At 38.3% G+C, this 13,721-nt stretch carries 8 protein-coding genes; all 8 read left to right on the top strand.

The features are described from left to right. The first annotated feature begins 3 nt into the window (after positions 1 to 3). The 8 genes from thiH to E7A03_RS03010 all read left to right on the top strand — a co-directional run bounded on the left by thiH (position 4) and on the right by E7A03_RS03010 (position 13,640). On the top strand, positions 4 to 1,026 hold the full coding sequence (gene thiH, locus E7A03_RS03045) for a 2-iminoacetate synthase ThiH (protein ID WP_316073674.1): 1,023 nt from the start codon (positions 4 to 6) through the stop codon (positions 1,024 to 1,026). 91 nt (positions 1,027 to 1,117) lie between these two features. Continuing rightward, positions 1,118 to 1,753, top strand: a complete 636-nt coding sequence (thiF, locus tag E7A03_RS03040; RefSeq protein ID WP_021147836.1) for a sulfur carrier protein ThiS adenylyltransferase ThiF — start codon at positions 1,118 to 1,120, stop codon at positions 1,751 to 1,753. A gap of 3 nt (positions 1,754 to 1,756) precedes the next feature. Continuing rightward, positions 1,757 to 2,404: a thiamine phosphate synthase gene (thiE, locus tag E7A03_RS03035; protein WP_021147837.1), complete on the top strand. Its 648-nt coding sequence runs from the start codon at positions 1,757 to 1,759 to the stop codon at positions 2,402 to 2,404. 180 nt (positions 2,405 to 2,584) lie between these two features. After that, positions 2,585 to 3,352 (top strand): LamB/YcsF family protein, encoded by a 768-nt coding sequence (locus tag E7A03_RS03030; protein WP_021147838.1) that lies wholly within the window; start codon positions 2,585 to 2,587, stop codon positions 3,350 to 3,352. A gap of 141 nt (positions 3,353 to 3,493) precedes the next feature. Then, positions 3,494 to 4,690: an NRAMP family divalent metal transporter gene (locus tag E7A03_RS03025; protein WP_077708211.1), complete on the top strand. Its 1,197-nt coding sequence runs from the start codon at positions 3,494 to 3,496 to the stop codon at positions 4,688 to 4,690. 74 nt (positions 4,691 to 4,764) lie between these two features. After that, a complete protein-coding gene (pxpB, locus tag E7A03_RS03020) occupies positions 4,765 to 5,508 on the top strand; it encodes a 5-oxoprolinase subunit PxpB (RefSeq protein WP_077708212.1) in 744 nt (247 codons plus the stop codon). A gap of 37 nt (positions 5,509 to 5,545) precedes the next feature. After that, positions 5,546 to 6,517 (top strand): 5-oxoprolinase subunit C family protein, encoded by a 972-nt coding sequence (locus E7A03_RS03015; protein WP_391595539.1) that lies wholly within the window; start codon positions 5,546 to 5,548, stop codon positions 6,515 to 6,517. A gap of 415 nt (positions 6,518 to 6,932) precedes the next feature. Continuing rightward, positions 6,933 to 13,640, top strand: a complete 6,708-nt coding sequence (locus E7A03_RS03010) for an ESPR-type extended signal peptide-containing protein (RefSeq protein WP_316073666.1) — start codon at positions 6,933 to 6,935, stop codon at positions 13,638 to 13,640. Positions 13,641 to 13,721: the final 81 nt, after the last annotated feature.

Raw genomic sequence — 13,721 nt, 5'->3', positions numbered from 1 at the left:
AATATGTCATTTTTAGATGTGCTTTCAAGAGTTTCTGACGAAGATATAGCTGAAACATTAGAGGCGATAACTGGTGATGAAATACTTTCAACACTCTCTAAACCTGCGTTAGCTATTGATGATGCACTTATTCTGTTATCACCTCAAGCCCTACCATATTTAGAAGATATGGCGCAGTTAGCTCATGAGCAGACGGTACAGCAATTTGGTTATACCATACAGCTGTTTACGCCTATGTACATTTCAAACTATTGCGACAATGGTTGTGTTTATTGTGGATATAGTCATCATAGTGGAATTGCCCGTGAAAAACTAAGCTTAAACGATATTGAACTTGAAGCGAAAGCAATCGCTGAAACGGGATTAGAGCAAGTCTTGGTATTAACTGGCGAGTCTAAATCTTGCAGTCCACCAGCATATATACAGGCCGCCGTAGAAACATTGGTTCCTATTTTTAGCAGCGTTAGTATAGAAGTGTATTCGCTTACGCTGGAGGAATATAAAGGATTAGTCGCAGTTGGTGCGGATGGAATGACGATGTTCCAAGAGACATATAATCCGACTTTGTATGCGCAATTACATCCATTTGGGCCTAAGAGTGGTTTTGCAAAGCGCATTGATACGCCTGAGTTGGCTTGTCAGGCTGGATTTAGAGTGGTCAATATTGGTGCTTTAATGGGGCTTGATGAATGGCGTAGAGAGGCATACAAGACGATGTTACATCTTAATTATCTTGTGCAACATTATCCAGATGTAGAATTATCTGTTTCCGTTCCAAGAATTCGACCTTGTGCAGTAGGTTATTCACCAAAATATCCTGTAGATGATACGGCATTAGTTCAATATATTTTGGCTTTGCGTCTTTTGTTCCCCCGTGTGGGAATTACGCTTTCCTCTCGTGAAAGCAAGTACATGCGTGATAATCTGGTGAGACTGGGGATTACAAAACTTTCAGCTGGCGTAACGACCTCTGTAGGGGGACATACAAAACAAGATGATTCTAGCCAATTTACAATCAGTGGATAATCGCAGTGTAAGTGAAATGGCTGTAATGCTCGAAAATAATGGGTATCAACCCATTTATAAAGATTGGCAGACGCTATGAGGAGATATGTGTATGGCTCATATGAATAACGAATTTGAAACGGCTATATCTCACTTCTATAGTCCTGAGGAGTTTCGTAAATTGCAGAATTCAGTAGTAGGTATTATAGGTGCTGGCGGATTGGGATCCAATTGTGCTGTTAATCTTGTACGTAGTGGTATTCGAAATCTAATTGTTGCAGATTATGACATTGTAGAGCTAAGTAATCTAAATCGACAACACTATTTTTCGTGTCATGTGGGGCAGTATAAGGTAGAGGCTTTACAAGATGTATTAACTGCCCTTAATTCAAATGTTATTGTTAAGATTTATAAGGATAAATTGACAACCGAGAATATACCTGAAATCTATAAAAAAGCCGATATTTTGATAGAAGCTTTTGATGCGGTAGAAGCTAAGTCTATGTTTTTAGAGGCTGCAACCTCAGTAGATGTACCTAAAATCATGGTATCCGGATTGGCTGGAATAGGTAATTCCGATGCATTACGAACTAAAAAGCTAGGTCAAAATTTATATATTGTTGGTGACGAGCATTCTGGTGTAGACAATGCCTATCCTTATGCACCACGTGTGGCTATTGCTGCTGCAAAACAGGCGGATCTAGCGTTATCACTTTTACTAGAAAAGACCATGTCTAATGAGGTGTAATAGGTGAACAGAAAAGATAAACTAACAGAGGTAATAAATGCTTGTCCTATATATGGAATTACGGGCGGTACTCGAGATGTGGTTACGCTTGTGAAAGATATGCTAAGTGCAGGGATACGAATTATTCAATATCGTGAAAAGGGAAAAACGCCGATTCTGCGATATCAAGAGGCTATGATTTTGAGGCGGTTGACCTATGATTATCATGCTCTATTAATTATTGATGATTATGTTGATCTTGCGTTAGCTATACATGCTGATGGTGTTCATATTGGACAAGATGATTTGCCGCCTAATACGGTAAGACGGATTGTAGGGCCTAATATGTTGATTGGGTGGTCAACCCATAGTATATCCGATTTAAAAGCGGCAAACAGATATACGAGTGTTATAGATTACATTGGAGTAGGGCCTATTTTTTCTACACAGACAAAACCCAATGCTAATCCTGTAGGAATTTCTTATGTATATTGGGCAAAGCAATTTAGTAAGGTTCCCATTGTCGCCATTGGAGGAATTAAAACGACAAATGCTGATATCGTTTGGCAAGCGCATCCCGATTTTATTTGTGCCGTTTCTGAAATAACAGAGTCGGACAATATACAAAATACGGTTTATGAGCTTATGACTGGATATAGTAGAGTCAGATAAAAAATTGAGTTTACATACAAACCACAAGATTAAAATCTTGTGGTTTTTTGGTTATAAAAGAATTTTGTATACATGATAAAAATCATTGCTAACACATCGATTTATTTAGTATAATCGTATCATTAAACTCGATATTCTATAGAATTTATAAAATAGATGAAGATGGAGAGGTAATAGTATATGTCTCATTATGTAGATTTAAATAGTGATTTAGGCGAAAGTTTTGGTAACTATACATTAGGCATGGATAGTGAAGTATTAAATCACGTAACAAGTGCTAATATTGCTTGTGGTTGGCACGCTGGAGATCCTCTTATCATGGATGCGACTGTCCGCATATGTAAAGAAAAAGGAGTTGCCATAGGGGCACATCCTGGTTATCCAGATTTGATGGGATTTGGTCGTCGTGCGATGGCAGTAAATCCTGCTGAGGCAAAAGCATATATGATGTACCAACTAGGTGCACTTCAAGCTTTTTGTGATAGTTATGACATTACTTTACAGCATATGAAATTACATGGTGCTTTTTACAATACAGCCTGTGTTACACCTGTACTAGCTGATGCAATTTTAGATGGTTTGCAAGCGGTAAATCCTAATATCGCGGCCATGGTTTTAAGTGGTAGTTATATTGCTCAAGAGGCACAGCGAAGAGGTATTCCTGTTATACAGGAAGTGTTTGCCGATCGTGGCTATACAGAGGAGGGAACATTGGTCCCTCGTACAGAAGTAGGTGCTTTCATTAAAGACCCGCAAGAGGCTTTAGACCGAGTTCTTATGATGGTTACAAAGGGTAAGGTTGTTACTAATACGGGGAAGACCATTGATATTGTGGCCGATTCCGTATGTGTTCATGGTGATAACCCAGAAGCGATAGCTTTCACAAGATATATTCGGGAAGGGCTCATAAAAGCTGGTGTAACGGTGGCGAATTTTCAACACCGATAACACTATTAAATACATTAAAATAAATGCTTAATTAATACCAACAAAAATGCAAATATAAGTATTAAAAGTAAGTATTACATGTAAGTATGAGCTTTAAGAAATAAGTATGGCATAGATTAATTATTATATGTGGAGGTTCCTATGAAACCAATTACAGGTAAAGCGAGTTTCTCTGTCCTATTAGGGGCAGCTTTCTTAATGGCCACGTCTTCCATTGGACCTGGCTTTATGTTACAAACGGCAGCATTTACAAATGAGTTGAAAGCAGACTTTGCATTTGCTATCGTTGTATCCGTTATTTTCTCAATTATTGCACAGCTTAATGTGTGGACGATTATTGGTGTATCCCAAATGCGTGGTCAAGATATTGCGAATAAGGTATTGCCAGGCCTTGGTTATATAGTGGCATTTTTAATTTCCCTTGGTGGATTGGCCTTTAATATCGGTAATATTGGTGGTGCTTCTATGGGCCTCAATATTATATTTGGTATCGACACAACAACAGCGGCCGCTATTAGCGGTATCTTGGGTATCTTATTATTTACATCTAAGAAGATGGGTGGTGTTTTAGATAATACGGCTAAAGTACTCGGTACTGTTATGCTTGTTCTTATCGCCTACGTAGCATTCTCTACGAATCCACCAGTAGGAGAAGCCTTGTCTCATTCTGTGATTCCAGAGCATGTGCCGTGGTTAGCAACGATTACACTTATTGGAGGCACTGTAGGTGGTTACATTACATTTTCTGGTGGTCACCGCCTCATTGATGCAGGTATTACAGGTCAAGAGCATTTAAAAGATGTACGTCGTGCAGCAATTATGGGAATGTCTGTAGATGCATTAGTTCGAGTGTTATTGTTCTTAGCCGTTTTAGGTGTAGTATCCATGGACTTTGTACTAGATTCTAAAGACCCAGCAGGCTCTGCGTTTCTTCTCGGCGCTGGTGAAATTGGACATAAATTATTCGGTATAGTGTTCTTCTGTGCTGCATTGACCTCTGTAGTAGGGGCTGCCTACACATCAGTATCCTTCTTAAAAACATTGTTTAAGATTGTAGAACGAAATGAAAAATTGACTATTATGGCGTTTATTTTTATTTCTACATGTATCTTAATCTTTATTGGTAAACCAGTATCTCTATTGATTTTAGCTGGTTCTGTAAATGGGTTAATATTACCTGTTACATTGGCAGTTATGCTTGTCGCAACTCATAAATCTGAAATCGTAGGAACATACAAACACAATAAACTTTTATATTATACCGGTTGGATTGTAGTGCTTGTAACATCTTATATTGGTGTTACATCTTTAAAAGGCATTGCTAAGTTACTAGGTTAATTAATTATCTGTGAAAGCACCATTACGTTCGGCTTGAATGTGATGGTCCTTTCTAGTTATAGCAGGAGGTACATATGAAACCTACAATTTCACCTGTAGGGGATTGCGCTATCTCTATTGATTTTGGTCAAGTAATCGATCCAAAGATTAATCGACACATCCGACAAATTATAGAGCAGATTAAAGATTTACAGCTAGATGGAATTATTGAACTAGTTCCTACATACTGCGCATTGCTTGTTCAATATGATGCAATGGTATATTCTTATTCAGATATTTGTAGAATTCTTGAACCCACATTGCAAGAATCGGTAACGGATAGCGCAAATGAACTCGTTACGATTGTTGAAATACCCACCGTATATGGTGGCGAGTTTGGCCCAGATTTAGGCTTTGTAGCCTCTTATAATCATTTAAGTGAAGCTGAGGTTGTATCCATTCATAGTGGTACAGATTATTTAGTTTATATGTTAGGCTTTATTCCTGGATTTACCTATTTAGGTGGCATGGATCCACGCATTGCGACGCCTCGACTATCCTCTCCAAGGACTTTGATTCCTGCCGGCTCTGTAGGTATTGCAGGAGAACAGACTGGCACATATCCATCAGATTCTCCTGGAGGCTGGCAGATTATTGGACGCACACCTGTGACTATGTATGACATGTCTAAGGAGCAAGCTGCACTATTGCAAGCCGGAGACTACGTTCGTTATGTGTCTATCGATGAAAACGAATTCCATAGGGTTAAATCCTTGGGTATGGAATATATTCCATCTATATATGAAATAGAAAGTGGTGATTTACGTGGATATAAATGAGTTTCAACGCGCTTTAATCCGCGTAGATGCTCCGGGTATGTATACAACGATTCAAGATATAGGGCGTATTGGCTTTCAACAATATGGTATGCCTGTAGCGGGGCCTATGGATAGTGAAAGCTATCTATTGGGGCAGGCTTTAGTAGGAAACAAGGAGCCTTTAGGTGCTTTAGAATGCACCGTGCTACCGCCTACACTAACGGTTCAAGGTACATGTATTGTTGCTTTTACAGGGGCTGATATGCATCCCACTATTAATAATATAGTCGTGCCTCGATACATACCTTTTATATGTCACGAAGGAGATATTATTTCTGGTAGCTTTAGCCAATGTGGCGTGCGTATGTATATTGCTTTCTCAGGCGGTATTGATGTTCCTGCTATTAATGGTAGCGTATCCACTCATACAAAGGCTAAGATAGGTGGCCTTGAGGGGAGACCGTTACAAACAGGTGATCAGTTTGGCATTAATGCATTTACTAGAGACGAAGTGAATGTGTGCGACTTCTATGATGGTCATAACTTATTCAATATCGCCTTATATAACCGCGGCGGCCGTGAGTGTCACGAACCTTTGCGTGTAGTACTAGGGGAGCAAGCAAAGTATTTTACAGAGAAAGGAATCAAGACCTTTGGTAGTAAAATATATACATTGACTGTACAATGTGATCGTATGGGCTTTCGCTTGGATGGCCCTGTTATAGAGCATATAGATGGTGCGGATATTATCTCCGATGGCGCTGTATTTGGTTCTATCCAAGTTCCTTCTGATGGAAACCCTATAGTACTCATGGCAGATCGGCAAACAACAGGTGGCTATACAAAGATTGGTACTGTGATTACGGCAGATTTACCTAGGTTAAGCCAATTACCAGTGGGGGATGGAATTCATTTTGATATCATATCTGTCGAAGAAGCACAAGCGATATATCGTACATATATGAAACGCTTACATAAGCGCATACAATTAGCACACGAACAAAGTGTATATGCCTTTAATGTAACTTAATTGGTTTTCCCTATTTAATTATATAAACTAGCAATAAAGCTATCTTGTAGATTGTTATTTCTATGAGATAGCTTTTTGTTATGTAATGTAAGATGAATTGATGAGGTGGAGGGAAAATATAATCTTATAAAACAAGTTTAAAATAATGATTATGAATTTATATTCATTTTATCTCTTCTTTATGGTATAAAATAAGCCCGTATTTTATATAAATTTGTGATATGAATCACTATAAAATGCATTAATGCTGCATTTGTGCGCTATGTAGAATTATGAATAAAAAATGAAAAAGCTTGATAGTGTATTAAAGGTTTTGATATACTTATAATATTGAAAATTTTGGAATTCTCGTATGACTTACATATGATAAAACATCGAGGGAGCATTAATATTACTATAGTTTATAGGAGAAAGTATGAATAAGATTTTTAAAGTGGTTTGGAGCAAATCAAAAAACTGTTACGTAGTAGTATCTGAGTTCGCTAAGAATAATAGTGGCAAAAAGAAAATTGTTGTAGCAGCAATTTTGGCTGCATTAGCAATGACTAATGCTAGCATCTCTATGGCGGCAAATACTTTGCCTACAAATATGCATGCAACAGCAGTAGGCTTGGGGGCTGGTGCTTCTGTTACTGGTGATAAAGCTGTAGGTTTCGGTCAAAATGTAGCAGCTGCAGGTGGATATTCTATTGCAATAGGGGCTAATTCTAGTACCAGTGTTAACAGTCCACAAGGAATCGCTATTGGTGGTGGTAATACTGCTAATGAAGGTGCAAGAGTAATTGGGGAGCAAGCAATTGCCATTGGGGGAAATACAATAGCTCAAGGTAACTCTTCTATTGTTATTGGTGGCGATGATGTAGTTAAAGCCGATGGTGTAAAAGTTATTTACACTACGAATAATGGTGAGAATAAAACTGGGGATTTGCGTAGTGCGGTTCAAAGCTTAACAGGATTTGATATGAGAAACCCACTATATACATCGGCAACGGCTGGTGAATCTGGTATCACATTAGGCATGAAAGGTCAGTCAGGCAATGTGGGCATTGCCATTGGTACAGGTGCAAATGCGAAGGATCGTTTATCAGGAACTTCTAGTGGGGCTTCTGGTCAAGCCAATAATGATGTAACAAATGCTATTGCTATTGGCACAGGGGCTAGGGCAAATCGTGATAATGCTATTGCCATCGGTGGTGGTTCTAACACTGATGTAGGCGGTACAAAACAATCTAGCTATACTTTGCCAAATAACGTTGTTGCTTCCTGGGCTGGTGGTGATAAAACATTGCCAGGTGACGTTGTATCTTTTGGTTCTAAAGGGTATGAACGTCAGTTGAAACATGTGGCTCCTGGTGAAGTAAGTGCTACTTCCACAGATGCAATTAATGGCTCTCAACTTAGCGCTATTGTAGACCAAATCGCTTATAAATATATATCTATAAAATCTTCTGATGTTGCTAATAAAGATAATACTGGTGCTACGGCCGATAATTCTATTGCTATTGGCCCAAATGCCGCAACAGACGCATCTGCAAGTCGTTCTGTGGCTGTTGGTGATGGCGCCAGAGGTAAAGTAGTAGATGGTGTAGCTGTTGGCTCAAAATCTATAGCTGATATTGCTTCAGGTGTAGCGGGCTATAATGTTAATACTAGTCGTACAGATATATATGCTGGTTTAAGTGGTGCTGCCCTAACGTCTAAATTAGGTGGTGTTGCTGTTGGTACGACAAACCAAACACGTCAAATTAACTATGTTGCTGCAGGTACTGCTGATACAGATGCAGTAAACGTGGCACAGTTAAAGAGTGTTAATCTAGCTTTTACAGGTGATACTGGTACAGGCGATGTGAACCTTGCTAATAGTAAATTGGCTGTAAATGGTGATAATACATACATTAGCACTACAGCTAATGGTAAGAAAATTACAGTTTCTGGTAAAAAGCAAGACATTACTGTAGCAAATGGTAGCGCTACAGCCTCGGCAGGTATGGCGGATTCTGCTAACGTAGCTAATGCGATTAATCAAGCAATTGATCAAAATAAATATGGTTGGAATCTTTCTGCTAATGGTGAAGCTACACCAGTAGCAGTTGAAAAAGGTAATACAGTAGATTTTTCTGGTGACGATAATGTTGCGGTTGCTAGAAATGATAAGAAAATCTCTGTAGCTTTGAAAAAAGATCTTTCTAAATTAAACAGTGCTTCTTTCAATAATGCTAGCGGTAATGAAACTGTAAAAATTGATGGTGATAAAGGTATTAATGCTGGCAATTTGAAAGTTGCCAATGTAGCAGATGGTGTTGCTGATAAAGATGCTGTCAATGTATCCCAATTGAAAAAAGTTGACGATAAAGCTGAAGCTAACAAAACTGCTATTGATACAAATAAAACTGCAATCACTAAAAATGCAGGCGATATTGTAACAAATAAGTCTGATATTGCAACCAATAAAGACAATATTGCGACGAATAAACAAAAAATTGCTGACAATAAAACTGCAATTGATAAGAATGCAGGCGATATTGTGACAAACAAAACAGATATTGCTACTAATAAGGACAATATTGCTACAAACAAAGCTGATATCGCAACCAATAAAGCTAATATCGATAAAAACACGACAGCTATCGGACGTAAAATTTCCTTAGGTGGTAACTCTGGTTCTACCGATGAAAAATCCTTGAGTACAGGTGATGTGAAATTCAATGTTAAAGGCGAGAACGGTCTTACTACTGTTGCTAATGGCGACGATGTGACTGTTAAACTTGATGATACGACTAAAGGTAAAATTGATAATGCAGCTGATCGAGATTTGAGTAATTTGACATCTGACGGTAAGCAACAGGTTAAGGATTTGGCAGCTTGGAATGTTGTAGCTAATAATGAAACGGCTGAAAAGGTTGAAGGTGGCAACACTGTTAAGTTTATCGATGGTGATAATATTTCCATTACTCAAAATGGTAAAGACTTCACCATTTCTACTAAGAAAGATGTAACTTTTGATACGGTAACCGTTACTCAAACGATTACAGCGCCAAAAGTGAAAGCGACAACTGGGGTCGAAACACCTCAAGTAACAGGATTGACTAACACTACATGGGTTCCAGGTCAAACACAACCTGTATCTGGTCGTGCTGCCACAGAAGATCAATTGAAATACGTTGATGATCAAGTAGCAGAGAATAAAGCTAATATTGCTGATAATAAAGATAAGATTGGCAAAAACGCTGATGCTATTGCTGATAACAAGCAAAAAATAGCTGATAATAAAACGGCAATTGATAAAAATGCAGTAGATATTGCTACTAACAAAGACAATATTGCTGCGAATAAAGCTGATATCGGAGCCAATACAGATAAAATTGGTAAAAATGCTGATGCTATTGCAGATAATAAACAAAAAATAGCCGACAATAAAACTGCAATTGATAGAAATACAAGTGACATTGCTACAAACAAAGGGGATATTGCTTCTAATAAAGCTAATATTGCTCAAAATACTGCGGCTATCGCTCGTAAGATTTCTTTAGGTGGTAACTCTGGTTCTACCGATGAAAAATCTTTGAGCACAGGTGATGTGAAGTTCAATGTTAAGGGTGAAAATGGTCTTACTACGGTTGCTAATGGTGACGATGTAACCGTTAAACTTGATGATGCAACTAAAGGTAAGGTCGACAATGCAGCTGATCGAGACTTGAGCAATTTGACTCCTGATGGTAAGCAACAAGTTAAGGATTTATCCGCATGGAACGTAGTAGCTAATGGTAATACTGCCGAAAAAGTTGAAGGTGGCAATACAGTTAAGTTTATCGATGGTGATAACATTTCTATTACTCAAAATGGTAAGGACTTCACCATTTCTACTAAGAAAGATGTAACCTTTGATACGGTAACAGCTACTCAAACGATTACAGCGCCAAAGGTTAAAGCGACAACTGGGGTTGAAACTCCTCAAGTAACAGGTTTGACCAACACTGCATGGACTCCGGGACAAACACAACCTGTATCTGGTCGTGCAGCTACAGAAGACCAATTGAAACACGTTGATGATCAAGTAGCAGAAAACAAAGCCAATATCGCTGATAATACAGCTAAGATTGGCAAAAATACTGATACCATTGCGGATAACAAGCAAAAAATAGCTGATAATAAAGCTACAATTAATAAAAATACTGGCGACATTGCTACTAATAAAGATAATATTGCAGATAATAAGCAAAAAATAGCTGATAATAAAGCTGCAATTGATAAGAATGCAGGTGATATTGTTACTAATAAGGACAATATTGCTGCGAATAAACAAAATATTGCTGATAACAAAGCTGCTATCACTAAAAATGCTAGTGATATTGCAACTAATAAGGATAACATCGACAAAAACACAACAGCCATCGGTCGTAAGATTTCTTTAGGTGGTAACTCTGGTTCTACTAATGAAAAATCCTTGAGTACAGGTGATGTAAAATTCAATGTGAAAGGTGAAAATGGTCTTACTACGGTTGCAAATGGCGACGATGTGACTGTTAAACTCGATGATGTAACTAAAGGTAAAATCGAGAATGCAGCGGACCAAGACTTGAGCAATTTGACCCCTGATGGTAAGCAACAAGTTAAGGATTTAGCAGCTTGGAATGTAGTCGCTAATAATGAAACGGCTGAAAAGGTTGAAGGTGGTAACACTGTTAAGTTCATCGATGGCGATAACATTTCCATTACTCAAAATGGTAAAGACTTTACAATCGCAACTAAGAAAGATGCTACTTTTGATACGGTAACGGCTACTCAAACCATTACAGCGCCAAAAGTGAAAGCGACAACTGGGGTTGAAACACCTCAAGTAACAGGTTTGACTAATACTGCTTGGGTTCCGGGTCAGACACAACCTGTATCTGGTCGTGCAGCGACAGAAGACCAATTGAAACATGTTGATGATCAAGTAGCAGAAAACAAAGCCAATATTGCTGATAATACAGATAAGATTGTCAAAAATGCTGATGCCATTGCAGATAATAAGCAAAAAATAGCTGACAATAAAGCTGCAATTGGTAAAAATGCAGTAGATATTGCTACTAACAAAGATAATATCGCAACTAATAAAGCCGATATAGCAACTAATAAAAATAATATTGCGACGAATAAACAAAATATTGCAGATAACAAAGCGGCCATCACTAAAAATGCTGGCGATATCGCAGCCAATAAAGCTAATATTGATAAAAATACAGAAGCTATCGGTCGTAAGATTTCCTTAGGTGGTAATACTGGTTCAACCGATGAGAAATCCTTAAGTACAGGCGATGTGAAATTCAATATTAAAGGGCAAAATGGTATTGTTACTGAAGCTAATGGAGAAGATGTAACTGTCAAATTAGATGATGCTACGGCTAATAAAATCAACAATGCAGCAAATACGGATTTGAGCAACTTAACAGATGCTGGTAAACAACAAGTTAAAGATTTATCGGCATGGAATGTAGTAGCTAATGGTAATACTGCTGAAAAAGTTGAAGGTGGAAACACAGTTAAGTTTATCGATGGTGATAACATTTCCATTACTCAAAATGGTAAAGATTTCACAATTGCTACTAAACAAGACGTAACTTTCAATACTGTAAAAGCAAATCAAACAATTACAGCACCAAAAGTGAAAGCTACAGAAGGGGTAGAAACACCTCAAGTAACGGGTTTGACTAACACTGCATGGACTCCGGGTCAAACACAGCCTGTCTCTGGACGTGCCGCCACAGAAGATCAATTGAAACATGTTGATGATCAAGTAGCAGAAAACAAAGCCAACATTGCTGATAATACAGATAAGATTGGTAAAAATGCTGATGCCATTGCGGATAACAAGCAAAAAATAGCTAATAATAAAGCTGCAATTGATAGAAATGCTGCTGATATTGCAACTAATAAGGATAACATCGCAACCAATAAAGCTAATATCGACAAAAACACGACAGCTATTGCCCGTAAGATTTCTTTAGGTGGTAACTCTGGTTTTACCGATGAAAAATCGTTGAGCACAGGTGATGTGAAATTCAATGTGAAAGGTGAAAATGGTCTTACTACGGTTGCTAATGGCGACGATGTCACTGTTAAACTCGATGATGCAACTAAAGGTAAAATCGATAATGCAGCAAATCAAGACTTGAGCAACTTAACAGATGCTGGTAAACAACAAGTTAAAGATATATCTGCATGGAAGGTAACAGCTGCAGGAGGTACTGTTGAAAAAGTACAAGGTGGGGATACCGTAAAATTCCAAGCTGGTGATAATCTTGTAGTTAACCAAGATAGAACTACTTTCACATATGGCTTGGCTAAAGACTTGAAAGGTCTAAACAGTGTTATCGTAGGTGATGAAAACGGTGTATCCACTAAGATTACTCCTGCAGGTACAACTGTAAAAGATGCAGCTGGCAATTCTACTGTAATTAAGGGTGGTGGTATGACTATTACTCCGGCAAATGCAACAACTAGCCCTGTATCCCTTACTGTAGACGGTTTAAATAATGGTGGTAATCAAATTCATGGTGTGGCTCCTGGCGCAGATGATACTGATGCAGTAAATGTTAGCCAATTGAAAGCATCTAATGCTGGTTTACAAGAAGCTGTTAATCGTGTAGGCACTGAAACACAACGTGTTGGTGCTCATGCGGCAGCTATGGCAGCGTTGAAACCAATTCAATACGATCCATTGGAACCAACTCAAATTATGGCTGGTATTGGCAACTACCGTGGTGAAACTGCGGGGGCTATCGGTATTGCTCACTACCGAACTGAGGATACTATGTTCAACGTAGGTGTTTCACTTGGTACTAGCCACAACATGGTAAATGCAGGTGTTACGCATAAATTTGGTGGTAGTCGTGAAAGAAAAGATGCTATTCCAGAACGTTATAAAGCAGGTCCAATTAGCTCTGTTTATGTAATGCAAGACGAAGTATCTAGCCTCAAAAAAGAGAATAGTAATCAAAAAACTGTTATTGCTAATCAAGCAGCACGTCTAAATACATTAGAAGCTGAAAATGAACGTCAACGTCAAGAATTGGCTGAGACTAAACAAGGCTTAGATGACTTGCGTGCAGTAGTAAATCAACTATTAGCATCTAAAGGTTAAAAGTTGAGAGCTAGTTTTGATAATAGTTTAAGATAATTATTTTCCTGTAGACCTAAAGAACCTCTTATACACTGTTATACC

The sequence above is a fragment of the Veillonella parvula genome (assembly GCF_032472435.1).
Lineage (GTDB): Bacteria > Bacillota > Negativicutes > Veillonellales > Veillonellaceae > Veillonella > Veillonella parvula_N.
The sequence above is the reverse complement of the archived record's forward strand: the minus strand, read 5'-3'. Positions and strand labels throughout refer to the sequence as shown.